25 protein-coding genes and 1 pseudogene are annotated in these 26873 nt (G+C 35.9%); 10 read left to right on the plus strand and 16 right to left on the minus strand.

Annotated elements, in window-relative coordinates; translation table 11 throughout:
* A pseudogene (locus tag QNJ66_RS17910) lies at positions 1-372 on the plus strand (hypothetical protein); the annotation flags it as partial.
* A gap of 35 nt (positions 373-407) precedes the next feature.
* On the opposite strand, the gene QNJ66_RS17915 reads toward QNJ66_RS17910, so the two are convergent.
* The 7 genes from QNJ66_RS17915 to QNJ66_RS17945 form a co-directional block, all read right to left on the minus strand.
* Positions 408-3254 (minus strand): cation-transporting P-type ATPase, encoded by a 2847-nt coding sequence (locus QNJ66_RS17915; protein ID WP_300509344.1) that lies wholly within the window; start codon positions 3252-3254, stop codon positions 408-410.
* Between the two features lie 74 nt (positions 3255-3328).
* Positions 3329-4111: an RNA-guided endonuclease TnpB family protein gene (locus QNJ66_RS17920; RefSeq protein WP_300509346.1), complete on the minus strand. Its 783-nt coding sequence runs from the start codon at positions 4109-4111 to the stop codon at positions 3329-3331.
* 253 nt (positions 4112-4364) lie between these two features.
* Positions 4365-4982, minus strand: a complete 618-nt coding sequence (locus QNJ66_RS17925) for a gamma-glutamylcyclotransferase (RefSeq protein WP_300509348.1) — start codon at positions 4980-4982, stop codon at positions 4365-4367.
* A 91-nt stretch (positions 4983-5073) separates the two neighbouring features.
* Positions 5074-5823: a dehydrogenase/reductase SDR family member 11 gene (locus tag QNJ66_RS17930; RefSeq protein WP_300509350.1), complete on the minus strand. Its 750-nt coding sequence runs from the start codon at positions 5821-5823 to the stop codon at positions 5074-5076.
* A 252-nt stretch (positions 5824-6075) separates the two neighbouring features.
* Positions 6076-8784, minus strand: a complete 2709-nt coding sequence (locus tag QNJ66_RS17935) for a CBS domain-containing protein (RefSeq protein ID WP_300509352.1) — start codon at positions 8782-8784, stop codon at positions 6076-6078.
* Positions 8785-8819: 35 nt separating this feature from the next.
* Positions 8820-9197 (minus strand): DNA polymerase ligase N-terminal domain-containing protein, encoded by a 378-nt coding sequence (locus QNJ66_RS17940; RefSeq protein ID WP_300509354.1) that lies wholly within the window; start codon positions 9195-9197, stop codon positions 8820-8822.
* 237 nt (positions 9198-9434) lie between these two features.
* Positions 9435-10145: a C40 family peptidase gene (locus QNJ66_RS17945; RefSeq protein ID WP_300509356.1), complete on the minus strand. Its 711-nt coding sequence runs from the start codon at positions 10143-10145 to the stop codon at positions 9435-9437.
* 417 nt (positions 10146-10562) lie between these two features.
* Here QNJ66_RS17945 and QNJ66_RS17950 point away from each other — a divergent pair, with 417 nt between their 5' ends.
* Positions 10563-11051: a GNAT family N-acetyltransferase gene (locus QNJ66_RS17950; RefSeq protein ID WP_300509357.1), complete on the plus strand. Its 489-nt coding sequence runs from the start codon at positions 10563-10565 to the stop codon at positions 11049-11051.
* Here the strand turns inward: QNJ66_RS17950 and QNJ66_RS17955 are convergent.
* Both QNJ66_RS17955 and QNJ66_RS17960 read right to left on the minus strand, forming a co-directional pair.
* On the minus strand, positions 11008-11802 hold the full coding sequence (locus QNJ66_RS17955) for a HAMP domain-containing sensor histidine kinase (protein ID WP_300509359.1): 795 nt from the start codon (positions 11800-11802) through the stop codon (positions 11008-11010). The two genes, QNJ66_RS17950 and QNJ66_RS17955, sit on opposite strands and share 44 nt — an antisense overlap.
* Positions 11802-12401: an L-threonylcarbamoyladenylate synthase gene (locus tag QNJ66_RS17960; RefSeq protein WP_300509361.1), complete on the minus strand. Its 600-nt coding sequence runs from the start codon at positions 12399-12401 to the stop codon at positions 11802-11804. The genes QNJ66_RS17955 and QNJ66_RS17960 overlap by 1 nt, the downstream gene beginning before the upstream one ends.
* Before the next feature lie 225 nt (positions 12402-12626).
* Between QNJ66_RS17960 and QNJ66_RS17965 the strand changes: the two genes are divergently transcribed.
* On the plus strand, positions 12627-13046 hold the full coding sequence (locus QNJ66_RS17965) for a DUF1824 family protein (RefSeq protein ID WP_300509363.1): 420 nt from the start codon (positions 12627-12629) through the stop codon (positions 13044-13046).
* 95 nt (positions 13047-13141) lie between these two features.
* A complete protein-coding gene (gene map, locus QNJ66_RS17970; protein ID WP_300509364.1) occupies positions 13142-13903 on the plus strand; it encodes a type I methionyl aminopeptidase in 762 nt (253 codons plus the stop codon).
* 112 nt (positions 13904-14015) lie between these two features.
* Here map and QNJ66_RS17975 read toward each other — a convergent pair whose 3' ends face one another.
* Both QNJ66_RS17975 and QNJ66_RS17980 read right to left on the minus strand, forming a co-directional pair.
* Positions 14016-14618, minus strand: a complete 603-nt coding sequence (locus QNJ66_RS17975) for a Uma2 family endonuclease (protein WP_300509366.1) — start codon at positions 14616-14618, stop codon at positions 14016-14018.
* A 21-nt stretch (positions 14619-14639) separates the two neighbouring features.
* On the minus strand, positions 14640-14885 hold the full coding sequence (locus QNJ66_RS17980) for a hypothetical protein (RefSeq protein ID WP_300509368.1): 246 nt from the start codon (positions 14883-14885) through the stop codon (positions 14640-14642).
* Positions 14886-15054: 169 nt separating this feature from the next.
* Between QNJ66_RS17980 and sbcD the strand changes: the two genes are divergently transcribed.
* Positions 15055-16275 carry an exonuclease subunit SbcD gene (gene sbcD, locus QNJ66_RS17985; RefSeq protein ID WP_300509370.1) on the plus strand — a complete coding sequence of 407 codons (1221 nt, stop codon included), beginning with the start codon at positions 15055-15057 and terminating at the stop codon, positions 16273-16275.
* Positions 16276-16290: 15 nt separating this feature from the next.
* On the opposite strand, the gene QNJ66_RS17990 is transcribed toward sbcD, so the two are convergent.
* Entirely contained in the window at positions 16291-17070 is a 780-nt protein-coding gene (locus QNJ66_RS17990; protein WP_300509372.1) for a response regulator transcription factor, read from the minus strand.
* 310 nt (positions 17071-17380) lie between these two features.
* Here QNJ66_RS17990 and QNJ66_RS17995 point away from each other — a divergent pair, with 310 nt between their 5' ends.
* Complete coding sequence (locus tag QNJ66_RS17995) at positions 17381-17629, plus strand: DUF6761 family protein (protein ID WP_300509374.1); 249 nt, start codon at positions 17381-17383, stop codon at positions 17627-17629.
* Between the two features lie 108 nt (positions 17630-17737).
* Here QNJ66_RS17995 and grxD read toward each other — a convergent pair whose 3' ends face one another.
* Together grxD and QNJ66_RS18005 are read right to left on the minus strand one after the other, a co-directional pair.
* Positions 17738-18061 (minus strand): Grx4 family monothiol glutaredoxin, encoded by a 324-nt coding sequence (gene grxD, locus QNJ66_RS18000; RefSeq protein WP_300509376.1) that lies wholly within the window; start codon positions 18059-18061, stop codon positions 17738-17740.
* A 40-nt stretch (positions 18062-18101) separates the two neighbouring features.
* The gene (locus tag QNJ66_RS18005; RefSeq protein ID WP_300509378.1) at positions 18102-18356 is read right to left on the minus strand and encodes a BolA family protein; all 255 of its coding nucleotides are present in this window, start codon (positions 18354-18356) and stop codon (positions 18102-18104) included.
* A 77-nt stretch (positions 18357-18433) separates the two neighbouring features.
* Between QNJ66_RS18005 and QNJ66_RS18010 the strand changes: the two genes are divergently transcribed.
* Together QNJ66_RS18010 and QNJ66_RS18015 are read left to right on the plus strand one after the other, a co-directional pair.
* Positions 18434-18643, plus strand: a complete 210-nt coding sequence (locus tag QNJ66_RS18010) for a glycogen debranching protein (RefSeq protein WP_300509379.1) — start codon at positions 18434-18436, stop codon at positions 18641-18643.
* A gap of 46 nt (positions 18644-18689) precedes the next feature.
* Positions 18690-20882, plus strand: a complete 2193-nt coding sequence (locus tag QNJ66_RS18015) for an amino acid permease (RefSeq protein ID WP_300509381.1) — start codon at positions 18690-18692, stop codon at positions 20880-20882.
* Here the strand turns inward: QNJ66_RS18015 and QNJ66_RS18020 are convergent.
* Positions 20874-21728, minus strand: a complete 855-nt coding sequence (locus QNJ66_RS18020) for a lysophospholipid acyltransferase family protein (RefSeq protein ID WP_300509383.1) — start codon at positions 21726-21728, stop codon at positions 20874-20876. The genes QNJ66_RS18015 and QNJ66_RS18020 overlap by 9 nt on opposite strands.
* A 281-nt stretch (positions 21729-22009) precedes the next feature.
* Between QNJ66_RS18020 and QNJ66_RS18025 the strand changes: the two genes are divergently transcribed.
* On the plus strand, positions 22010-22996 hold the full coding sequence (locus QNJ66_RS18025; RefSeq protein WP_300509385.1) for a glycosyltransferase: 987 nt from the start codon (positions 22010-22012) through the stop codon (positions 22994-22996).
* Between the two features lie 28 nt (positions 22997-23024).
* Here the strand turns inward: QNJ66_RS18025 and QNJ66_RS18030 are convergent, their stop codons facing one another.
* Positions 23025-25511 carry a phospholipid carrier-dependent glycosyltransferase gene (locus QNJ66_RS18030; protein WP_300509387.1) on the minus strand — a complete coding sequence of 829 codons (2487 nt, stop codon included), beginning with the start codon at positions 25509-25511 and terminating at the stop codon, positions 23025-23027.
* Between the two features lie 241 nt (positions 25512-25752).
* On the opposite strand from QNJ66_RS18030, the gene QNJ66_RS18035 reads away from it, so the two are divergent.
* Positions 25753-26682: a hydratase gene (locus QNJ66_RS18035; RefSeq protein WP_300509389.1), complete on the plus strand. Its 930-nt coding sequence runs from the start codon at positions 25753-25755 to the stop codon at positions 26680-26682.
* The last annotated feature ends 191 nt before the right edge of the window (positions 26683-26873 follow it).

The following is a 26873-nucleotide window of genomic DNA, read 5'->3' on the forward strand; positions in this document are numbered from 1 at the left end:
ATATTTGAAAACACTTACCGTAACTATCATGACATTCAGAAAACCTTGCAATCTCAACAAGACTATCAAGCTATGCCAGCTAAAGTATCTCAACAAGTTTTGATGATACTTGAGAGAAACTGGATAAGTTTTAAAGAGTCTAATTTAGCTTACCAAAAAACACCATCAAATTATCAGAAAGGTCAAAAAAATCAAGTAACTTTTTCTGGGAAAAGAGTAAATAGAGGTTTGTATCGTACTGGCAAAAGAAAATTAATCAATGCCGATGTCAACGGTTCGTTGAACATCATGAGAAAAGCAGTCCCAAATGCTTTTAGCTATGGGATAGAGGGTGTTGTAGTTCACCCAGTCAGGGTAATACCAGCAAAATAAGGATATGTCATATTTGACTATATTTTTATGAACTATTAATGTTTAAATTTACGATAAATACGTAACAAAATCTTTTCAAACTCTACCCAAACAAACATCAAACTACTAAACAGTAAACAGATCATTAATTGTTGGCCTGTTAACACTGTCGTATTGAAGAAAGAGCGTAACGGAGCAACATAAACTAACATTAATTGTAGAATTGTCGTAACAATAACAGCAGCCCAAAGATAAAGGTTAGAAAAGGGGTTCATTTCTATAGCTAAACGAGTTGTGGAACGGGCTGCGATCGCATGACCCATTTGGGCAATACAAAGGGTAGTAAATACCATTGTTTTCCAACTTTCGGGATCGTGGCCAGGTTGTTGAGAATCATAAAATGCCCAACGCATCAAAGTAATAGTAACAATAGAAAAAATAATACCAATACGAACAATATAAGACCCCAAACCACGAGCAAAAATGCTTTCTTGAGGACTAGAAGGAGGACGTTCCATAATATGAGGATCAGCCGGTTCCACTGCCAAAGCTAAAGCAGGTAAACCATCCGTTACTAAATTCATCCAAAGAATTTGTAGAGGGATTAAAGGCACACCAGAAAGTCCCATTAAAGGTGCAGCAGCAATAGTAATTACTTCCCCCACATTACTGCCTAAAATATATTTAATAAAGTGACGAATATTGCTATAAACCACCCTTCCTTCTTCCGTTGCAGCGACAATGGTGGCAAAGTTATCATCTAACAAGACCATATCACTGGCTTCCTTGCTCACATCCGTGCCTGTAATACCCATAGCAAGACCGATATCCGCTTGTTTGAGGGCGGGAGCATCGTTTACCCCATCCCCAGTCATAGCCACAAATTTATTGCGTTTCTGCAATGCTTGAACAATGCGTAATTTATGTTCGGGAGAAACACGGGCATAAACACTAACCCTTTCTACTTCTTCCTCCAACTGGGGTTGAGATAACTTCTCTAACTCTCGTCCCCCTAAAATATGACCCTCTGCTTGGATGATACCTAACTGTTGCGCAATAGCTTGGGCCGTGAGTTGATGATCCCCTGTAATCATAATGGGACGAATACCGGCAGACTTACATTTAGCGACAGCGGCCTTAACTTCGGGTCGAGGTGCATCCATCATTCCCACTAACCCTAACCAAACTAACCCTTGTTCTGCTTCTTCTGCTTGGGTTGCGTCTGGTATCTGTTCTAAAGGTTTATAGGCCAACCCTAAAACCCTTAAGGCACGTTGGGCCATACCATTATTACCGCGCAATACTTGTTGTTTTTGTTCCTCGGTTAAAGGATTAACCCGTTGTCCTTGTTGATAATATTCACATCTTTCTAAAATCAGTTCGGGTGAACCTTTAGTAAATAAGACATATTGATGATCCCCTTGACTTTGCCAACTAGGCCAGCGATCGCCTGTATGACTGCCTTGACAGATTGTACTCATGCGTTTGCGTTCGGAAGTAAAGGGAAACTCTCCAACTCTGGCATATTGTTTTTCCAAGACTGACTGTTGTAACTCAGCTTTTCCTCCTAAAGCGAGTAAAGATCCTTCCGTGGGATCGCCCATAATGTTCCAGTCGCTGCCTTCTTGGGATAAATGGGCATCATTACATAATACTCCTGTAAATAATAAGGCTTCTAGTGCTGCAAAACGACTATAACGAATACTACTTTTCGCTTCGCTACAAATAAACTCCCCAACTGGTTCGTATCCTGTTCCTGTTACTTGATAGTTGCCTTCGAGGGTTTCTACTTCTTGGACAACCATTTTATTCTGGGTTAAGGTTCCTGTTTTATCGGAACAAATAACGTTAACCGATCCCAATGTTTCCACTGCTGGCAGTTTACGGATCAAGGCGTGGCGTTTAACCATGCGTTGGGTTCCCAAAGCTAAGGTAACGGTGATAACTGCAGGTAAACCTTCCGGAACCACAGCAACGGCCATACTCAAGGATATTTCAATTAATTCTTGTAATAGTCCCCAACCTGCTTTGAGGGTTCCCCCCACAACCACCAAGGCAACCATGAGCAAGGAACCCGTTACCAAAACGTTCCCTAACTGGGTCATACGTCGCTGTAAGGGGGTTTCCTCTGTTTCCACCGATTGCAACATTTCGGCGATTTTCCCCAGTTCTGTATCCATTCCTGTGGCTGTAACCACAGCTTTTGCCCTTCCCTGGATCACTTCTGTGCCGGTAAAGACCATATTGACGCGATCGCCGATGGAGGTGTCTTCTTGTAATCCTTGGGTTAAGAAATTTTTCTCAACGGCCTGTGCTTCTCCTGTTAAGGCTGATTCTCTTATTTGGAGATGAGATCCGTCTATAATTTGACCATCGGCGCAGAGAGTGTCACCGGCTTCCATTAGGATAATGTCCCCTGGTACTAATAAGGGTGCATCTACTTCTTGACGTTTTCCTTCTCTTATTACTTGTACTCGGGGAGAGGATAGTTTTTTTAAGGCTGCTAAGGCTTTTTCGGCACGAGTTTCTTGTAAATAGCCTAAAAGTCCGTTTAAGATAACGATAGAAAAAATAGCAATAGTATCTTTAAAGGGAAGTCCGCTTTTAGTTGTGCCACTGTTACGTAATTCAACAATATCTAAAATGCCGGAAATAATAGCGACCACGATCAGCATGATTAACATAATGTTAGTAAACTGATCTAGTAGTATTTCCCAGTTACTACGGCCAGCACTTTCTTCTATTTCGTTGCGGCCATAGTGTTGTTGTCGTTGAGCAACATTTTCTGTATCTAAGCCTGTTTGGGGGTTAGTTCCCAAGGTGTCTAGGGTTTTGGCTACAGAATAAGTATGCCAGGGTTGTTTCTGTTGCGGTAGGGTATGGGCGGAATAGGATTTGATCACAAGAACAAGGATGGGTTAATTCTCTACTGCTACATAAAACTGACACAACGCGACATCATAAGACACATTGAGGTTTACTTCCTGCTTCGTCCAGAACCGTCGGCGGCACTCTGTCCACAGGCTAACACGGTATAGCCTACCGCTTGATTAGCTAATACTTTGGCTGCATTTAAGTCTCTATCCATTTCTAATCCGCACTCACAACGATAAATCCGCTCTGATAGAGACAATTCCTTCTTAATTAAACCGCAGCGAGAGCAAGTTTTAGAACTAGGAAACCATCTGTCAACTATAGTCAATTTTGACCCATAAAGCTCACATTTGTACTCTAGCTGTCTTCTGAATTCATAAAAACCCAGTTCTGAGATGGCTTTAGCTAATTTGCGATTAGCTAACATTCCTTTAACATTGAGGTCTTCTATAACAATAGATGAGAAGTTTTTAGCTAAATAACTGGTAATTTTGTGAAGATAATCTCTTCTTAAATTAGCCACTTTAAGATGTTGAGATGCTAGAGATATTCTGGCCTTGGTTCGATTTTTTGAACCCTTAACTTTCCGGCTAAGGTTTCTATGAAGTCTGCTTAATTTTTTAGCAGCTTTTCTGTAGGGTTTTAGATTAGGAAATACTTCTCCATTACTTAAAGTGGCTAAGGTTTTAATTCCTAAATCTACAAAGGCATATTGATAAACCCTTGAAGATAATTGTGATTGCCAAGAATAATGTGGTTTGACATAATTAGTGTAGAACTTTTTAAGTTTATTAGCTGTGGGTTTTAATCCCTCTTTATAGGTCACACTCCAAGCTTTTAGCCCCCAATTAAAAACCCAACGGCTATAACCTGCGTGTCTCGCCATTATGGTTTTTTGTTGGTTATTGAGTTTTAGCTTAGTTCTAAAACCTAGTAGCATATCTTAAAAAGTTCCCAATGGTTCGATTATATCAGACTCAAGGTCAAGAGGTAACAACACTCCTCATTGTATCGCCTTGTGACGTTTTGTTCTATAAATAAGGGACGCTTAGGAATGCTCTCCCTGATCTTACTGTTAACTTTCGGCACTGTTAATCTTATCTCGGTTTTAAGGATTTCACCATCATAGTATTACTGACTTAAGCACATTCATCAACAGCAATTAAAGATTTTTGTTGTGATTGTAATTGATACATATGGTTAAACAAATTCCAACAATATTCTTCAGATAGTCCACAAGTCACGGCACCCCGTAATACTACATTCAAATACCAATCATTAGGGGCTAATTCTTGGGGTAATTTATCGATTACCACATAGGTTCTCACATTAGTATAAACTTTTCCTTGACTCTCAACAGTGACAGTGTGTTGACGATACCCATTGCGTGGGACTTCTTCCCTTTCATCGAGGCGATCACTAAACCGCCAAGGGAGATGATACAGTACCCCTTCTACTTTACCATTGGGGTCCTCAACCACATCTAATGCGCCACAGTTGCGCCGTAGGGAACGACGATAAAACCCCAACCGATACCCTTCTAATATCCCTATTCCCACTATATACTGATGAGTCTTTTCCCCAAAGGTTCGTTTTAAGTCCACTGGACACATACAAGAACCATAGGCAAAATAGTAAAATGAGGGTTCTAAGGTCCCTTGAGGTTGCCAATGACTTCCCTGTGGATGATGATGACTGGTATGGTTGGTTGCTATTTCGTTTCCAATAAACGCAGAGGTGTTAGGGTTTGGACTCATAGCTAATAATCAATGGTTTATCTTTTATCATTCATTGTATCCTAATGGTTGAGAAATTTTCAGATACAAAGGATACTTTTCTGCTTAACGCTTAACTTTTTTGTTGAGTGGGACGCAATAAAATGTCATGAATTTGTACATAGTCTGGTTGGGATAAAACATAGTAAACTGCGTTAGCAATATCTTTGGGTTGTAAGACAGGAAAACGACTATAAAGTTCTTGGGCTTTTTCTTTATTATTGTTGTATTTTTCAGCAAATTCTGTTTCCACAAAACCTGGACTAATAGACGAGATTTTAATGTTTTTCTTGGCTTCTCTTAACTCTTGTCGTAACCCTTCTGTTAACGCCCTCACTGCGTATTTACTAGCAGCATAAACTCCACTATATAAAGGCACACGATGACCGGACATTGAACTAATATGAATAATATGGCCTTGGTTGCGATCGCTCATATCTTTAATCGCTTCACGGGTACAAATACATAAGGCTAAAACATTCACTTCTAACATTTCTCGCCATGCTTCTGTTTCCCCTGTCATTAATGGTTCTTTATGACCTAAACCGGCATTATTAATTAATATATCAAGCCCACCCCATTTATCTCTAACTGTGTTAAACATATTCAATATTTCTGCTTGTTGACGTAAATCAACTTTTAGGGCTAATATTTCAGTATTTTTTTCTTGTAACTTTTCTGTTAATTGATCTAATCTTTCTTGACGACGGGCGCAAATAACTAAACGATAGTTGTCTGCTGCTAAACGATGGGCGATCGCTTCTCCTATCCCACTGGATGCACCAGTAATTAAAGCAACTTTTCTAGATGATTTTTCTATCATAATACCAATTATCCTTGATGATGTTTTTTATGGATATTGTTTTTAGTAATGTGCAAATACAATGTATTAGCTTGACATATTGCATAAGTTAACATAACATAGTAAGGTTTGAAATGGTATAGTATTTTTCTTGGGAGCCTGTCATTTTTACAACCTATAGCAATCAGTAATGATTCATGAGATATCTCTTTTCTTATCTGTTGCCTGTTGCCTTCTACTCAGACTTAATTCTCACAACTGATATTAGTTCAATTATTCCATAATTTCCTTAACTAATTTTTCTGCTTCTTGTTTTGTCTTAATTTCTCCATCTAAAGTTAAAGCGAGTAACCGATCTAAGACAAGTTTATACTGTGGTCCTGGTTTATACCCCATGCGTTTTAAATCATTACCATTTAAGGGTGCTTGAACTTTTGACCATTGGGTTAAATATTGCCAAATAATTCGTCTAATTTCTTTGTTAGAGTTAACTGCGACTAAAATTAAATCTGCCAATTTATGGGGATATAATTGTTTATATTGATCGCTTATTTTCTTACATTTTGATAACATCTCTTGCGTTTCTGAATAAATAATGTTATTTTTATCTATCCTTTCTAGACTGTCTTTAGGTAGTTGTAAATTAAGCGCAACTTGTTTTCTTTGTTGGGGATTAATTTGAGAAATTAATATTTCTAAACGTATCAACCAATGACCAATATTATTATCAGGATCAAGATATCTTAGCCAACGAGAAGCACAACGAATTTGCCACCATATTTTATCATCTAATTTTACTTGATTATGTAAGCATTTAAAAGCATCTAAATATGACAACAATTTTAAAGCTTGTCTCCAATAATTTGCTTCTAAAATATACTTCAATTCAGCTTTTAATCGTGTTGTTAAGGCAGGAGTTACATGATTTTTAAGTTTTAGTTTATCATAGATACCGCTTTCAATAGCATAACGAATATAGGTTTCTGTTTGGGGTTCAATTTCAAAGTTTAATCTAACAGCAAATCGCACAGCACGATAAATTCTGGTGGGATCTTCAATAAAACTATTAGCATGAAGTACCCGAACTTCTTTACCTTTTAAATCTAATAAACCACCAAAAAAATCTAATAATTCTCCTTCCCTCGGTGGGGTTAATTTAACTGCTAAAGAATTAATAGTAAAATCCCTTCTATATAAGTCTTGACGAATAGAACTTGCTTCTACTTCTGGGTTAGCTGCCGGGTAAGGATAAAATTCAGTTCGTGAGGTAGCAATATCGAGACATAGTGACCCAAACTCTGGATCTTTATGCCATAACAAAGCTGCTGTTTTAAACTCACCATGTACTGATAATCTAGATTTAGGATATTTTTTCTGTATGCTTGAAGCTAATTCAACTCCTGCTCCCACATCAGCAGATTTATGAAATCCATCTACAACTAAATCAATATCTTGAAGTAATACTTTTTGATTATCTTTGGTTAGTAATAAGTCTCTAACTGCCCCTCCTACAATGTATAAATGCCAGCCTTTTTCCTCTGCTTCTTGAGCAATCATTTCTAATAATTTCCAAGTAGAACTTTCCAAAGAGTGACTTATTGAAGGTAATAAACAGGAAAACGTTGCCACTCTTTTCCCATTTTCGTCTTTAACTTCTGTTCTCTGTTGATGAATTTGTCTTAATAAGTCAGTACGTGTAACAATTCCTAAGAGTTTATTATCATCAATAACAGGTAATCTTCCCACATCATAAGTTACCATAATTGATTCAATATCAGGTAATAAAGTATCAGGAGTAATGGTTTTGAGGTTTTTGGTCATATATCCTTTTACTGGTGCATGACTAAACCCATGATGCAATGCTAAATCTAAATCTCGGCGTGAAATAATACCAACTAAATGATCATTTTCATCCACCACCGATAACCCTGAATGACCATAGCGAAATAACACCCTTTCTGCTTGTTCTATAGTAGTTTGCGGACGAATAGTCCTCACTGGAGAAGACATTAAATCTCTGGCCGTTAAAGGGTGGGGAATTTGAGGAATAAATTCTTCTACTAATTGCTTTAATTTGCTTTCAGCATCGACATTTCTTAACATTAAAGAAGCGGCTTGACTATGACCACCCCCTCCATAAATTGAGAATAATTGATTAAGATTAGTTCCTTCAATACGAGTCCTCCCAATCACAACTAAACGATTTTCAGGATATGGCTTATTATTATGTCGTTTGTGATAAATATGAGCAAATAATAAAGCATCACTTTCGCTTAACTCTATTAATCTTTCCGTTAAATTAGATAATCCTGAGACAAAATTTTCTGTTTCAATGAGTACCCAAGCAACCCGATATCCTCGAATATTTTTTGTTTCTAATTTATCTAAAGCTTCTGTAAAAATTTCTTGTAATTCAGGTGTAAAACCTGGGTCACAATATTCAGCAATAATCTTAACATTTGCTCCCATTTCCATTAACCAAGCTAAGGCTTGAGCATCTCTCGCAGTTGACTGGGCAAAGGTCAAAGAACCTGTATCAACATGAATTCCTAAACCCATAATAGTCGCTTCAATGGGGTTAGGATTAACCTTTTCTTGCTGCATTTTTTCCACAATTAAAGTGGTACTAGCCCCCACTGCTTCTATTTGTTGGAAAGTAGCAGGAATATCCGATTTACTGTTGAGATGATGGTCGTATAATTCCACACTTTTAATCTGTGGTAAACTCAACCATTCTGCTGCTTTTCCTAAACGGTTAAGTTGTTGATTATCTACTACAATTAAATGACGAATTTGTTTAGGGTTAACACTTCTTAACTCAATGAGAGCAATTTCATCTCGATGTAATGCTAAAAAATCCTTAACCTTTGGATGGGCCCCACCAGTTAAAACGATGCGACTTCCTACTCTGAGACAAGACAAACCAACGGCCGCCCCTAATGCGTCAAAATCAACTGTCTGGTGGCATAAAATTAAGTCCATAACGTCCCTATCAATTTGCGATCGCTAATCTAATTTTATCTTTTTGACTGCTGAAACTTCACGAGACTCCAAGAATTGTTGTCTAAGTCAATTTTTTTCAGTTTATAATGAGCGGTTGAATGTTGTCCATAAAGGATAAACTCACAATGAGATATTTCGTTAATAAGCAGTTTATAATCACCGAAGTCTACTTTTTTTATTTTTCCTCTTCCTTTACTAATAGTTCCTTCATAACTTAAATAAATCAAGCGATGATCTTGAATTTTTTTAACTATGATTTTTTGTTCTTGTTGAATTTCAGACAAAGGAATTGTTAATTGCCATGTAGCCAAAGTTTCGCTATATTCCAGCATTAAATCATAGTGAGGTTGACCGTAACCTGTATGATGATGAAAAACAAATTGTTTTAACATTGTCTAAAACCTTTGCCCGATAATAAAATATTGTACTACAATTAATAGTCATTCAATACCATTAATATATTTCATATCTAAGAATAATAACTTTCCATTACTCGTCCAAAACTATATATTTTTTCTTAATATATTTTGTATGATAGGCAAATTTATCTACATGATGAATAGTTCACATCAGTTTCTAATTTGCCCACCCTATCGTGTTAAGATTGCTTTATAAGAACCATAATTTAACTAAGGACAATAACTTTCCATAACTCGTCCAAAACTATAAATTTTTTCATAATAGTAGCTACTAACTTTATCTCCTTGATCAGATAAAGGATCGATGGCAATTTTATTCCGTCCTACATCTTGACCTGAACTATGAATATAATAATTGTCCCCTAAATAAAGGGCAACGTGATCAACTTTCTCGTTAGCAAAAAAGATTAAATCCCCTGGCAATAATTCCTCATAAGAAATGTTTTTAACAAAGAATTCTTGTTGATAAGAATCCCTCGGTAGCCAGATTCCTGATGCAGAAAACGCAGCTTGCATGAGTCCAGAACAATCATAATTAGGGGCAACTGTACCTCCCCATAAATAATAATTAGGTTCTGCCATTGCTGCTTTAGTAAAATCAATAATATCAGGGATATTTTTTTCAATTTCTTGACGAGATATCTGTTTATATTGATAACTTTTAGGACAAGGTTCTAAGGTTGGCAAATCATTCAAAGACAACCAAGCTAAGTAACCATCTTCACATAATCGAACCTGTATAAATTGATTAGTTATAGTTGTTTCTAGTAGCTTAAGATGTCTTTGGGTAGCTGCTTGAGTAGCCAACTCTTGCCCCGTCGGTGAATTGTATAAATTAAGGGAAATAGGGCAATAATATTCGCCAGAAGTGGATGAAGGTAATAATTCTAGAGACGTTGCAGGGGAAGACAATACTAACATATCCTCGTCAGAACCGATAAGATAAAATAATGTGCATAGGGTTTCGCCTTGATGGTACTAAATATTTTGACTTTGAACATATCTAATTTTGATTAAGTTTCAAAACTCAAGGACAAGTAAAGCCCCGAAAACTCGTGCTAGAGCGTTAGTTCTTTATGCGTATTTTTCGCCAAAAATCAATGTGTAAGACCTTGAATCAACTATTAGCACCATCAGAGACAACGACAGAGAAGGATTGTCAGATGTTCCAGAAATATCAAGAAATACAGACAAACTTACCCAGAAACTTATTGATTTTTTTGTAAAATTCGCTACAATCTTCTTAGAGTCTCAAAAATAATCGTTTTAGTTCCTTCAACTAGGGTTGTCATCTAAACCCATTATTCTCTCATTAAACATTTTTAGGAATTACTAACAATGGATTGTAGTAATATTCAGTTTTCTCTACAAAAATCAAAAATCGATTACCAACAGTTACAAATGTTGTTCAATCAAGCAGCATTTTGGGCTAGAGAAAGAACCATAAAAGACTTGAAAACTGCGGTTTCCAATAGTAATCCCGTGGTAACAGTTTGGGATGGTAAGACCATGATTGGTTTTTGTCGTGGAACTTCTGACGGGGTTTATCGGGCTACTATTTGGGATGTTGTTATTCATAAAGAATACCAAGGATTGGGATTAGGTCGTAAGTTAGTTGAAACTGCATTAAGTCATCCTTTGATGAGTCAAGTAGAAAGGGTTTATTTAATGACAACTTATCAACAAAAATTCTACAAAAAAATCGGCTTTCAAGAAAATCAATCCACCACAATGGTTCTCCAAAATGCCTATGATATTAATCCTATTTCTTTAGGAGATAGTTCTATGATAAACGAACCAAAGGCATTAGAAACTGTAACCTTGTAAGGGTTTCTGGTTCACCTTGGGGGGAGATATCTAAAAGGTTTAAATCTCCTCCCATTTTTCCCAATAGGGTTTGGCATAATATCAAGTTCATGCTTGGTGATAATTGTAGATTATTATTCCAATTTTTAACAGAAGCTAAAGTTGAGTCGGAAGTTTGTAAGTCTTCTTGTTGTTTTTCCCACTGCCGAAAAGAAGAAGGAATATCAATAAAAACTATTGCAGCATCTTCTCTTTCATTTAATTGACTTGTGATGATAATTTTTCTCTCTTCTATCAGATTTATACCTGTATCAACTAAAGTAGTTAATGCTTGAATTAAACGAGCTTGATCTGCTTGAATAAAAATCTTAGTTTCGATCTGTTTTAATTCGATTTTATAATTATAATTTATTGCTTGAAATTCGGTTAAGTTATAAACTTCCTCAAGGATATTATTTAAGCAAACTGTTTCAATATTAAGATCAATTTTACCGTAATCAATCTTAGAAATAGTGACAATTCTATCAATAATTGCTACTAATTTTTTCGCTGCCTCAAAACCCTGTTGTAAAAATTCTTTTTCTTCTTGAGGATCTTCGCATAAATCTTCTAGAATTAATTGATGTAACCCCATTAAACTGCTCAAAGGAGAACGTAATTCGTGAGCAGTTTTTGCTAAAAAGCCACTTTTAAACTGACTAATCTGTGCTGTCATCAAGTAAGCTAATTGAGTCGCTTCTAGTTGATTTTCTAGGGTTTTTATCCTTTCCATTAATGATTTCCTCTTAATTGAATACTGCCTTGACGCAAAATATTCCATCCTTGATTAGTCCATTTTGCCACAGTTGAAGGTAAACCACTACCGTATTTTTTCTGATTGTTTAATTGTTCTTCATCTAATACTAAAACATCAGGAAAACTAACCGCAATTTCACTTAATTTTTCTCTGGGTGTTTCCCCTGATAAATTTGCACTTGTTGTGGCTAAACAGCCCGTTTCTTTCAGTATATTTTGCGCAATAAGAGAATCAGGAATACGGACTCCGATGCTACTATTATCAAGGGGGTTCATCCCTTTAGGAACTAATTCCGAAGCGGGTAAAACTAAGGTTAATTGACCTGGCCAATATTTCTCAACTAGCTGTTGCCAGATGCGGAATTCTTCAGGGGTTCCTTGAACATATTTCCAAATAGCTTCAGGAGATGGCCCCATCAAAATTAAAGGTTTATCGGGAGGACGTTTTTTGGTGGCAAAAATCAGAGAAGCATAGTCAGGTAAAGCAGCTAAAGCAGGAACCGTATCTGTGGGAAAACTAATTACTTTTCCCTGTTTTACTCCTGCAATTAATTCTTGTTGAGAAACCTGTGGCATTTGCTATGTTTAGTTTGATTGAGAATCTAAGTTTAATCTCAAGCTTAACCTTTATTTAAATCTTGCGTCTACTACTCCCTTGATACAACTTTTTAATTAAAGGAATGTGGGAAGTATGGGACGTTAAGCAATTTTAATGTTTAATCTATGCCTAAACGTCGTAGGATAGATCAGGAACCGCCAATTACTAACTTGTTCCTTAACTAAGTCATAACAAAGATTATAATGACCCAAACTGATTCTAATTTAAGCGTTGATGAAGCTCTCAAAATTCTTAAAGATTATAGCTGTCTTCAGATTAAAATTGTCGATTTTGCAGCTGATAAACATAAATTACGCCAAGCCATAAAAATCGTTTCAAATTTATGTGAAACCGAAAATATTGGTATTTGTGCCGATAATTTTCACGAAGGATTTTCAACCCTAGAAAGTTACCTGAAAGCTTTAGGATTATGTGAAAAGTTGGACAAATTGCCCACTGCACCCCAAGGAATCCCTATTTATATCAAATTTAATACAGAAACCATGTCCTATTATGTGGATTCTTACACAGGAAGTTATCGGGGAGTCCTCATTTCTTGCCAATCTGATAACCATAATTTAGTGGGAACCTATGGGCATTTTCCTCTCAATTTATTTGCATAATTCTTGTCTATTATCCTCACCTTACCAAGTTTCATGACCTGGAAATTTGGTATGATAGGAGAGAAACAATTATTAGTTAATTTCAGATCCAAGATATGGGAGAAGCCATTACCTTATTATCGAAACGAGAAATTGAAAAAATGCGTCAGGCCGGACGTTTAGCGGCACAACTCTTGGACCATTTAGCCCCGATGGTGAAACCAGGGATTACTACTTTAGAACTCAATGATGAAGCGGAAAAATGGACTCAAGCACACAACGCGGTTAGTGCGCCTTTAGGCTATCATGGTTTTCCTAAATCCATATGCACCAGCGTTAATCATGTGGTTTGTCATGGTATTCCTAATGCAAAACAAGTCCTCAAAGAAGGGGATATTATTAACATTGATGTTACTCCCATTTTAGATGGTTATCACGGCGATACTTCCAAAACTTTTTTTGTGGGTACTCCCTCTCCTTTGGCTAAAAGATTAGTAGAAGTGACTGAAAAATGTTTAATGGAAGCCATTCAAACGGTTAAACCTGGTTCAAGAATTGGCGATATCGGGGCTGCTATTCAAGAATGCGCCGAACCCCAAGGTTTTTCTGTGGTGAGAGATTTTGTTGGCCATGGTGTTAGTAAAGTTTTTCATACCGCCCCCCAAGTTCCCCATTATGGTAAACGAGGAAAGGGTAAAAAATTACGCAGTGGGATGGTATTTACTATCGAACCTATGATTAATGAAGGTACTTGGGAAGCAGTTATTTTAAAAGATGGTTGGACTGCTATTACTAAAGATCGTAAATTATCCGCACAGTTTGAACATACTATTGCTGTAACAGAAACAGGAGTAGAAATCTTAACTCTTTTAGATTAAATATGGCAGAAAAAAATTAGTTTAGGATATTTTTTGTTATCTTTAGTTGTCATTCCGAGGAACCCCGAATCTCTGGATAATTGTCATTCCTAAGAATGAGAAATCTCTGAAACTAACGAGGTAAAATATCGTTTAAACAAAGTTTCAAACTCGGTAGACTAGGAGATACAATAGGTTCTGTCAGACGATATTGTTTTTGTTGATATTCTTCATCAATTAATTCACCAACGGTAAACGTGGGTTGTTTTGGTTTACCGATAAAAGCGACACCTCCTAAACCTTGATAATCAACAATCCAATATTCCCTAATCCCCAATAAAGCGTATTCTTCTACTTTTCTAGCATAATCTGTTTCCCAATTGGTACTTACCACTTCTACAACTAATTTAATAGATTTTCCTAATGTAATCACCGGTTCTTTTTTCCATAAAGGTTCATGGACTAAAAGCGTTTCATCTAGTACAATAATATCGGGACGACGAGCAGTTGGCGTATTAGCAAAAGGACGAATTAAACAAGTTCTAGGAATAAACCAAGATAGTTTTTCTGCTATTAAAGCAATTCCAATCTGAGTCGCTAATTTACCACTGACGGTTTCATGAAGTCCTGTAGGTTCCATATCAATTAATTCTCCATCAACCAATTCGTAGCATGGGGAATCAGAATATTGATTAATAAAAGTTTCTAAAGTCAAAAATTGAGAGGAAGTTACCATGATCAATAACACTCATACATATTATAAATTTTGTCTCTTCTTGTCTAAATATTCTTTAACCAACTCTGCTAATTTTTCAACTTCAGATTTTCCTTCTAATGCACATAAACCTGCAAATGCTTTTCGTTCCTCTGGTGTTAAATAATTGAATGAACTAGCATTGTTTGGAGAAATATTAGATTGTTGAGGTGGTTTAACTTCAAACAGTTTTTCCACATCTTCTTTTAAATTATTTAACTGACCTAAAAATTCATTATTAAAACTCATCTAAAATTTTCCCTATAGTTTGTCCACTGTATCTATTATATATGAATGTTTATGATTCTACAATTTAAACTTTTTTGAAACATAAAAGCAGCATTTTTACTTAAAGCAGTCTCAAATGTTATAACAAAGAAAGTTAATGTAAAGATAACCCTTATTTATTGCTTTAATTATGATTAAAGTTCTTCACTTTTCAGATATTCACCTCGGTAGCGGATTTTCTCACGGAAAAATTAACCCTCAAACTGGCTTAAATACCCGTTTAGAAGACTTTGTTAACTGTTTAAGCTTATGTATTGATCGGGCAGTCAATGAACCCGTTGACCTCGTTTTATTTGGGGGTGATGCCTTTCCTGATGCCACTCCACCTCCTTATATTCAAGAAGCTTTTGCTGCTCAATTTCGACGCTTAGCTGATGCCGATATTCCCACCATTTTATTAGTAGGAAACCACGATCAACATTCTCAAGGAAACGGAGGGGCAAGTTTATGTATTTATCGCACTTTAGCCGTTCCTGGTTTCATTGTTGGGGATAATTTAATTACCCATAAAATAGCTACTAAAAAGGGTGAAATACAAGTCATTACTTTACCTTGGCTAACTCGTTCCTCTTTGTTAACAAAATCCAAAACAGAAGGATTATCTTTAGACGAAATCAATCAGTTATTAATTAAAGCCTTAGAACCGGTTTTAGAAGAAGAAATTAGAAAATTAGATCCCCATATTCCCACCATTTTATTAGGTCATTTAATGGTTAGTCGTGCTAGATTTGGGGCAGAACAATTTTTAGCTGTGGGAAGAGGTTTTACCATTCCTATTTCTTTATTAATTCGTCCTGAGTTTGATTATGTTGCCTTAGGCCACGTCCATAAACATCAAAACCTCAATCCCAATAATGATCCCCCTGTAATTTATCCAGGTAGCATCGAAAGGGTTGATTTTAGCGAAGAAAAAGAAGAGAAAGGTTATGTTTTATTAAACCTAAAAAAAGGAGAAATTGATTGGAATTTTTGCCCTTTACCGGCGCGCCCTTTTCTGACGATCAAGACTGATATTTCTCAAGCAGAAGATCCCCAAAGTGCATTGATTAAAGCCATAGAAAAAAAGACCATTGAAGAGACAGTCGTTAGGGTTAATTATCAGATTCGTTCTGAACAATTAGAGCTAATTAATAATACTGTAATTCATGAAGCTTTAAAAGCTGCTCACAACTATACGATTCGTCCCGAAATTATCAGTAAATTATCCCGTCCTCGTCTTCCAGAATTAGGAATTGGAAAGAGTTTGGACCCTATTGAAGCATTGAAAACCTATCTTGATAATCGAGAAGACATCAAAGATATTGCCCAGGATATGTTAGAAGCGGCCGAATTACTATTAAATGAAGGTTAAGCAACTGTTCCCTGATTAGGAAGATAATTTATTAAACTTTAGGGGTTCAACCTCAGCTACTTTGGCTTCCTGAGTTGTGGATGAGGTTACAGGGGAAGCAGAAGAACTTTGCATCACTTCTGGGTTGAAGCGATAACCGACATTACGAACAGTTTGAATTAAACTGGGTTGACGGGGATCGGTTTCAATTTTCTTGCGTAGAGACAAGACATGAGTATCGATTGTACGAGGGTTATCGATGGCCTCTGGCCAAGCTCTTTGCAGCAATTCTGAGCGGCTGAGGGGGTTTCCTTCAGCCTGTGTTAGGACATATAGTAAGCTAAATTCTTGGGGAGTTAAATCCACAAAATCTCCCCGGAACTGCACCCGACGTTGTACCAGATCAATTTTGAGGTCACCATAATCGAGAAATAAAGGAGCAGAAGCCACACGCACACGTCTGATTAACGCTTCCACCCGAGCCATAAATTCCTGCATTCCAAAGGGTTTAGTCAGGTAGTCATCGGCACCAGCGTTTAACCCTTTGACAATATCTTGTTCCGTGTTCTTTGCCGATAAAATAAGAATCATGGATTGTCTTTGTTGATGAAGCCATCGGCACAATTCCAGGGGATCTCCGTCGGATAGATCAGCGTCAAGAATCACTAAGGTGGGTTGACGGCGGTTAAAGACACTGCGGGCTTGTTGCAGAGTAGCACATTGTTGGGCGGTATAACCTGCTTGTTGCAAATGCCAGCCTAACAATGAGCGTAGATGAGGGTTCCCCTCAACAATAGCGGTATAAATGAGACTCACCTTAGTTTTCGTCCTTCTAGTTTAATAGTCATTAGCGTAACAAACGTATTGTCAGGAATTTGTAACATCTGTTACCTGGTTTTTGGGCATTTCCTAAGAAAATCTTAAATTTTTATCAAATTTACTCCATTTGCCAGTACGGTTTTCAAATGTGTGAGACCAGTCTAAAATGTAAAGTGCCGAACTGCGAAGATTTTCTTAATCTTTTCCTCGATCCAGCATTGTAGCTTGTTTTTCTATTCATGATTGATTAAAATCAAAACATTTATTTATTATCAATGTCTCTTTAGGTCATTTCCCTCCACTGATTATGCTACAAGATCCTTTGGCAATTCGTTATTATCAATACCTGACAGACGGCATGGTAGACTTATGGAATCGAGGTCGCCGCTTTGATGAAATTCAGTGTTACATGGACGGCTACCTTTCTTGTCTGCGTAGTGTAGAAGCTTTAGAACCCTATTTAATTCATCGTTTGGAAGAAGATGCTTGGCGTTTTTTCCGAGATCCTTCTAATTTTGAGTCACCTGCTTTACAACCGGAAACAGATTATTATTAAACCTCTCCTTAGTTGGCGTTTTTTCTCAATATGTTCAAGAAAAATGCAATTATTATTATAGACTTTTTTCAATTTATATTTTAGCCCGCATAGGCGGGCTTATTTTTTTTAGGAGGCTAAAGCAACTTCTACCTTTTCCTGTAGTTCGCCTTTTTGGTACATTTCGTAGACAATATCGGAACCACCAACAAATTCTCCGTTGATATAGACTTGGGGAATGGTTGGCCAGCTAGAATACTCTTTAATTCCTTGACGGATCTCTTCATCAGCTAAAACATCAACGGTTTCATAAGAAACGCCCAAGGTGTTAAGAATCTGTACTACATTGTTAGAGAAACCACATTGAGGCATTAACTTCGCACCCTTCATAAAAACCAGGATTTTGTTATTGTTAACAAGCTGGTCGATTCTTTCTTTGAGTTCTGGGGTCATACTTAACTCCTTAAGTCATTTATTTAATGATAATATCGTTTTATTTTTGGGCGGCTTGCCAATCTTGGGGGGTATAAGTTTTGAGGGCTAGAGCATGAATGGCCTCAGATGCCATCGCATCTTGAAGTGCGCCATAGACTAATTGATGCTGCTTAATCATGGTTTTTCCTTCAAACTCAGCAGAGACAACGATGGCCTCAAGATGATCGCCCCCACCGGTTAGATCGTTAACCTTCACTTGAGCATCTGGGAGTTGGGCTTTAATCATATCTTCAACTTGTGTCAGTGCAACCATTGGCTTTTTCTCTGGAAAACGAATAAAAATACTACAATCAGTCTACAATTGATTTTATCAAAAAATAAAAAAAGATAATGACCATTTGGGTAAACGAACAAATTGATCCGTCTGGAATAGTCTATTCCTGTATTGCTTGCTGCGATCAAAAGTCAGCAGAAGATTGTCATCAAACCTGGTTAAATAACCTGACAGAAGCACAAAAACAACAAGGATGGGTTGCGACTTTAAGAACGGTGGAGTCTTGGGATGAAGTTCCTGTTAATGCACTTAAATTAAGTGTTTAAAGTTAATTAAATTTCTTCTATCATGGCTTTAAGACTTAAGCAAATAATGAAATTCCTTAATCCATTAAAATTTAGTACCTCTACCTATCCTCCCAAAAAATATAATACTTTTGAAGGAGTTTTTAAGCCGACATTGCTCACTATTTTAGGGGCAATTATGTATTTAAGAATCGGTTGGGTTGTGGGGAATGCTGGCCTATTTGGGGGATTAGCAATTGTCTTATTATCCGTGAGTATTACGGTAGCTACAGGACTTTCTATTGCCTCTATTGCTACCAATACTCGCATGGGAGATGGGGGACCTTATGCCATGATTTCTAAGTCTTTGGGGTTAGAAATAGGGGGAAGTGTGGGGGTTCCTTTATTTGTTTCCCAAGCTTTAGCCACTGCTATGTATATTTTTGGGTTTCGAGAAGGATGGTTATTTTTGTTTCCCAATCATTCTCCATTAATGATTGATTTAGTGGCTTTTTTTGTTATTTTTAGTATTGCTTATATTAGTGCTAATTTTGCTTTTCGTGTTCAATATTTAGTGCTAATTTTTATTATTTTATCTTTAATTTCTATATTTTCTAGTTCTCTAACTTGGGAAAGTACCCGAAACTGGCAAGATTGGGGTACTTTTCCTGATATTAATTTTTGGGGTGTATTTGCGGTCTTTTTCCCGGCAACCACTGGTATTATGTCGGGGGTTAATATGTCAGGAGAGTTAAAAAATAGCCGTAAAAATATTCCTCTGGGGACTCTTTCTGCCATTGGATTAAGTACGATTGTTTATGTTATTTTGTGTTGGTGGGTGGCTCGTGCAGCTTCACCTCAAGAACTGATTAATAATTATACTATTTTAATCGAAAAATCCCGTTGGCAACCCTTAGTATTAATAGGGTTATTAGCAGCAACATTTAGTGCGTCTTTGTGTTCTTTGGTGGGCGCACCCCGTATTTTAATGGCCTTGGCTAAAGATGGGGTAATTCCTTGGGGTAATGGTTTAGCAAAACTCTCAAAAAATGGTGAACCTCGTCGGGCTTTATTAGTGAGTGCAACCCTAGTTTTACTAGCTTTATTATTACGTGACTTAAATGCTATTGCGCCTTTAATAACCCTATTTTTCCTCTTAACTTATGCCACAATCAACCTAGTGGTGTTAGTAGAATCTAGTTTAAGTTTGATGAACTTTCGTCCCACATTTAAAGTGCCAATAATTGTGCCTTTATACGGAATTATTAGCTGTGTTTCTGCTATGTTAGTGATTCGACCTTTCCTAAGTTTAGTGGCTATTATCATCGTTTTCGCTATCTATTTACAGTTAGTTAGTCTTCCCAAAGAAAAACGTTCTACTGATGTGAGAAGTGGTATTTTTGCGGCGATCGCTCAATGGTCAGCTATGAAAGTAATACAATTAGATTTAACTAATGTTAGGGCTTGGAAACCTACTTTTTTGGTTCCTATTGAAGACGGTTCACAATTATTAGGAGAGTTTCGTATCTTATTAGATTTATCGCAACCAGAAGGCTTTTTACAACTTTTAGGAATTTCCACTAATAGTGATGAAAGAGATTTATCATTACAGCTTCAAGAACTAGCTAGTTCTTTTCGTCACCATAAACTGTTAACAACGATTTCTGTGATGAGGGTAGAACAAGAAAGCGAAGGAATTATTGCTGCTTTACAAGCGTTACAAAGTGCATTTTTCCGTCCTAATATTCTCTTTTTACGCTTTCCCCATCAATCTGGTGACTGGGAGCAATTATTACCTGTTTTTCAAGAAGCAAAACAGCTAAAAATAGGCGTTATGCTCTTAGGATTACATCCCAGTGCAGGTTTAGGAAGAATGGAAGTTATTAATCTCTGGATTCGTCCTCAATTAGATAATTTACCCATCATGGAAAGATTAGAGAAAGGGAGTACAGATTTAGCTATTTTGATGGCTTTACGCTTAACAAAAGCTTGGAAAGGTAAGTTAAATATTATTTCAGTCATTGACAAAGAAGAAGATAGAAAAGCAACTGAAGATTATATCAATAGTTTAAAAGATTTATGTCGCATTCCTGGAACAGCTAAAAGCTTAATTCTTGTAGGAAAATTTCCCAATTGTATTAAACAAACCCCCCAAGGAGACATAGATTTTATTGGCTTACAATCTATCCCTGATTTTCAATTTGTTCATCAAATGATCGACATGACTGGTTCATCTTGTTTGTTTATGAGTGATTCAGGAAGCGAAAGTGCTTTAGCATAAAGATTCTTTTTTACTATCAATAACTAATTGATCTAAAGCTTGCTGCATTTTGCTTACCACTAAATCGTAACAATCATCCACATAACGGCGATCGCTTGCTGCTTCCCTACCATAACGTTCAAAGACAATGGGGGAACAGACACGGGTGTGCATAGGTATAGGAAGGGGAATATTGGGTGCAGGTCCAAAGGCAAGACCCCAAGGAAGACCAAGATAGATGGGGAAAATTTGTGGGTCGCGCTCATCTAAGCTCAGTATTCCCCATTGATGCAATATTTTCAATTGTTCGTAACAGTCACCGATCACAAATAAGGTTTCGTGGGACCCCACAGAAATAACGGGAATAATAGTTACCTTTTCTCGCAATGCTAGTTTAATAAAGCCTTTTCGCCCTGCTAACTCAATTTTATGGCGATCCTTGTAAGGGCGAAAGACATCTTCTGCACCTCCTGGATAGACTAAAACACTAGCACCTTTTCTCAGGGCAGCAATACCCATTTTAGGATGGGCGCGCACTGCTCCGGTTTTCATGGCCCAATCAACTATGGGAGAGTTAATTTTCCAAGCAGACTGGTGCATTAACCCATAACATAAACGTTCGGTACCAAAGCGACGAAACCAGTCGTACATCATCATCGATGTATCTGGAGATGCCAAACCGCCATTGTGAGAACCCACGAGTAAAACTGGTCCTTGGGAGGGAATATGATGCCAACCGTCGGTTTTTACCCGAAAATAGTAGTCGTAAAACCATTTCCAGTAGGGCATCATCTGTTCTATAAATTTGGGATCTCGTTCGTTAAGAGACCATCCTAGTCCTTGCTCTGAGGTTTTTGAGGATTTCATTCCGTTAATTATGATCGGCTTTGTAAACTTATGTTACAACAAGATCCTAATGATTTTCTAGGGGTGAAGTCAGTTATCAGTTATCAGTTACCAGTTATCAGTTACCAGTTACCAGTTACCAGTGATCAGTTTTTCACCTTGTTTATTGACCAGGATGCTCACACACTCCCCACACTCCCCACACTCCGCCATCTCCCCGTCTCCCCGTCTCCCCAGTCTCCCCACACTCACCACTCAGGTTGTGATAGTCTACTTTTTGGGCATAACTTATTATATAAATTATGAGAAAACTTTATTTTTTAGTACCAGGAACAGGAAAAAAGTTTGCTTGTGGGGGGCTTTTTGCTGAGTTAAAAGCGTTTGAGTTGGCTAAGCAGGTTGTTGCTGCTGAGGTTGTTACTTATAGGCAAAAAGAAAAGGAGAATTTATATTTAGATGATGTTTTAAAACAAAACAATTTAGATAACATTATTTTTGTTATTAGTTGGGGTTTTGATGTTCCTAAATTAGCTAAAAAGTTGCAGTATTATAATGTGGTTTATCATGCTCACAGTGCAGGTTATGGGTTTAAATTACCTTCTCATATTCCGATTATAACTGTTAGTCGTAATACTATGGGTTATTGGGGACAAAAATCACCTAATTCTTTAATCTATTATTTACCTAATCAGATTTCTGATGAGTTTGGTAACTTAAATTTAACTAGAGATATTGATGTTTTAGTACAAGCAAGGAAATCATCAGATTATTTATTAAAACAATTAATACCAGCGTTAGAAAGTCAATGTAATGTGACAGTTATTAATCGTTTTGTGGATGATTTGTCTCAACTGTTTAATCGTTCTAAAGTTTATCTTTATGACTCAGCAGAATATTGGGCGCAGCAGCGAGTTAGTGAGGGTTTTGGACTACAACCAATGGAAGCTTTAGCTTGTGGTTGTCAAGTATTTTCTAGTATTAATGGGGGACTTTCTGATTATTTAGATCCAGGGTTTAATTGTTATAAAATTGCTGGTTATTCAACAGCTTATGATGTTAAACGTATTTTAAAAACAATTAATTCACCTGAAGAGTTAAAGTTATCTCCCCATGTTTTAGCAGAATATCGTACTGAAAATATCATTAAAAGATTAGAGATGATTTTAGAAGAAATTAACTTCTTTTTTGATAATAAACAACAACTTTTACGAGATATTAATGATTTAACTAAGATAAAAATGGTTAGATTATTTTTTAGAAAAGTTATGAAAAAACTGTCGATTAAGTAACATTTTCACTAAATTAATTAATTGTCCATTATCCATTATCCATTGATAACAGTCTCCATCCTTTGATTAAATTGCCTTGCATTACTGTAGAAATAGCTTTTAAAGCTTTAAATTCTTCTATATTGGGCTGCATCTCAAGGGGAATTTTTAGGGCGTTTTCTGCTGCTTTTGGTTGCCAGTTATAAAGATAAACAAAGGCAAGATAAGCATGATGATAGGGGTTATCTGGAGCGATTTTAATTAGTTGTTTTAAAGCAGCGATCGCCTCTTGTGGATTTTCTTGTAATACTTGGGATAATACTAAGCCATAATTCCAATTCAATTGCTTATTTTTAGGCTCATTATTTAAGCGATAATTTAAAGCAATTTCTGTTTGTTTAAGATAGTCTTGAATGGGATCATATTGATTCAAGCGACCTACTTTTCTAAAAATAGGATCTAATCCTGGTATTCCTTGGGCTAAATTAACAGAAACTTCTCTTAATTGCGTATTTAAATCTAATTCTGGAGAAAGAAGTTTATCGAGACTATTATTAATTTTTAAAGTCACATCAGGAACAGGAATTGAATAGCTTTCATTTGTGTTACGATTGAGATAAGTTGCTTCTAAAATGTACTCACCATCTTTTATATTGTTACCTGGCAACATTGCCATATTTTCAGTCACTTTAAATTCTTTATCTTCAGCAGATTTTCCCCATAACATTCCTGCTCCAATTCCATGATCATGTATCCAACTAACTTGATTATTATTTGCTGTTTTAGGATACCATGATAATAATACTAATCCTTGTTGTAAATCAGACCAATTTCCTGACCATTCATAAGTAATAGGAACAGGAAAATTACCAGAAGCTTCTTCGGAAAGAATAACCTTATCTAAACGAATTTTATTAACCGCTTTATGAATAGGTTTAACCTTAACCGATACTTGGTCACGATGATATAATTTAACTAAACTGTTATCGGGCATTTCCCAACTTTTAACTAGATTAAACTTTGGATTATTATCTAAAGTTTCAGCAAATTTTAATTGATTTTTCCTAGCAAAACCATTATCCCCTGTTTTACTTACAAACCAATCAAAAGAATTACTATCTTGTTCAATATAATCCTGTTTATTACCTAATTCTCTGCCGTAAACCTGTGAATTTGCTAACTGTCCATAATAATTAATAGTATTATGGTTAATGCTATCAGTATTAGCAATCACTCCTAAATTAACGATTTTATAAGGAGTAATTTCTTGTGCAGTTTTAATAATATCTTTCACAGGAATTTCTTCACCTAAGTAGGGACGAAAACTAACCCCAGGACTTAAAAATAAAGATAATTGTTCTGTTCCAGGAATAGGAAATAAGTTAGTAATCATCACTAAAATTGCTACTATTACTGTTACCCATTGCACTGGTTTCCATTTTCCTCGCCATTGGATTAAACCATAGCTTAAAAAGACGGCTACAATAGGCAAATAAGACATAATATAGCGTGTATCTTTATTAAAAATAGCCGAACAAATTAAATAAGAACCACCAAAATAAATTCCTAACCATTTCATACTTTCTCTGAGTTTTTGGTTATCAATTTTTTCTTTATTTGTGGGGAATTTTCCCAAGAAATTTAATAACAGTCCCACCACAGGAACTAATAATAATACCCAACCGATCGCTTTCGGTAAATCTTGCCAATAATAGGTCCAAGCAGCAAGAGTATTAAGGGGTGGATCTCCTTCAAAAGTTGCAGGAATAGCATTAGAATTTTGGACCGTACTAAATAAATAAATCCAGTTAGTTCTATACCAGGGAAACCATAATAAACTAGAGACAATAAAACTCACCCATAATTGTAAAACTCTTTCCCATTTTTTATTCCATAGATTAGTAATACCTAAGTAAACTAAAGGAACAAAAAGGAAAAACATAACACTTTGTTTGCTTAGCAAAGCAAGTCCCCAACCTATGCCAAAAATTATTGTCCATAACCATTGTTTTCGTCTATTTCCTTCAAACTTCCAAAGAGTTAAACAACAAAAACAAGCAACAGTTAACGTCATTAAAGGAGTATCAATTATAAACTGTAAACGGGTTTGATATAAACGAGGAAATAACAGAGATAACCCCGCACTCCATAACCCCACTTTTGGACTAAATAAAGTTTTTCCAATGAGATAAATTGAAACAATTAAAATTCCGTTGTATAATAAATTGGAGAGTAGGGCTTGATCATTTCCTAAGCCAAATACCTTCTGAAAAAATGCACCAAGAATATAAGTTAAAGGAGGATATTTTGTCGATATCATCCAAAAATTACGCCACCATTCCCCATTAAAAATTTCAGGGGAATTTAAACTATAAAAATATTGTAAAGACTTAGTTAAATGATTACTTTGATCCCAAGCAGGGATAGAATGATCTAAACTCAACCATAAGCGATCGCATAAATTACTTCCTAACCATATTAGTCCTAGAATTATCCATATAGGAATTTTAATAGAAGAAAATCTTTTAGTTAACATAGGTAATGGTTATAATAAAGACATTCAATTATAATATACTCAATTATAGACGAAATTTTAGGGATAATTGTTCTTTCAATCTTATCTCAACTGTCTATTTTCTCATATACAATTCTTATCTAGCAATTAGCTTTCGGGGTTTAACACTATTAAACCCCTACAAAGACGTATTCGTAGGGACATAATAATATTATTTCCTGATATATTCTCGCTTTTCACATATCATTATTGACTGCTATCTATGAAAAAAATAAAATTATTATTTGTCTTTTCTCTTATTTTCTTCCCTTTTTTAACTGTTACAGCACAAACCAAACCTATTGACCAAAAAAGTAAATATAATTTATCCATTTTACTAAGTAATTTATCTTTTACGGAAATTGAAAATATTACCCAAAAAATTGCTAATGCTTATTTAACTAAGCAGATTATTACAGAGTTTAACTATAACTTGACATCCGAAGAAGCAAATAGTATACAAGAAAATTTCATCAATATTTTAAGTTCTTACCAAGGTGAATTAATTGGTTACAAAGCAGCATTAACCAATACAAAAGCACAAGAAACTTTTAAAGTAAATCAACCCCTGTTAGGAATATTGTTAGAAAATATGTTATTACCTTCAGGGATAAAAATACCTCCAAACTTTGGTGCAAAACCCATGATGGAAGGAGATTTGATGGTGAGAGTTGCTAATGAAAAAATTAATGAAGTCACCACACCTGAAGATACATTAAAATATCTAGATGCAGTAATTCCTTTTCTAGAATTACCTGATTTAGTTTATGACAAAAATATCAAAGTTAATGGTGAAATGTTGATAGCAATTAATGCAGGTGCGAGATTGGGAGTTGTGGGTAATGTTATTCCTCTAGATGAGGAAAATATTAACAAAGATAAGCTTAAGAATATTTCAGTTAAGTTAATAGATGATTCAGGAGAAATGATTGCCCAAGGAAACAGTAATGCTTTATTAGGGGATCCCTTAAATGTAGTCTTTTGGATAAAAGAACAATTAAAAGCTCAAGGTAAAACCTTAAAAAAAGGTGATTTATTATCATTAGGCAGTATCACCCCATTAATACCAGTAGAAACAGGAAAAACTATTACTGCTCAATATACTGGTTTAGAAAAAGATAAAGTAACAGAAGTATTTATTACTTTTGAATAATGACAACCCCTCACTATTAAAATTAAAGTAAAGGGTTGTTTTAATGATTCTATTCCAGTTATAGTAATCAGGAATGATATATGAGAATCGGTCAAGACATAATATTATTATGTCCCTACCAATAACTTTTGTAGGGGTTTAACACTGTTAAACCCTGCTGCTAGTATTCTCATAAATTAAACCTGATTTCT

The organism is Crocosphaera sp. (assembly GCF_030064895.1).
Taxonomy (GTDB): domain Bacteria; phylum Cyanobacteriota; class Cyanobacteriia; order Cyanobacteriales; family Microcystaceae; genus Crocosphaera.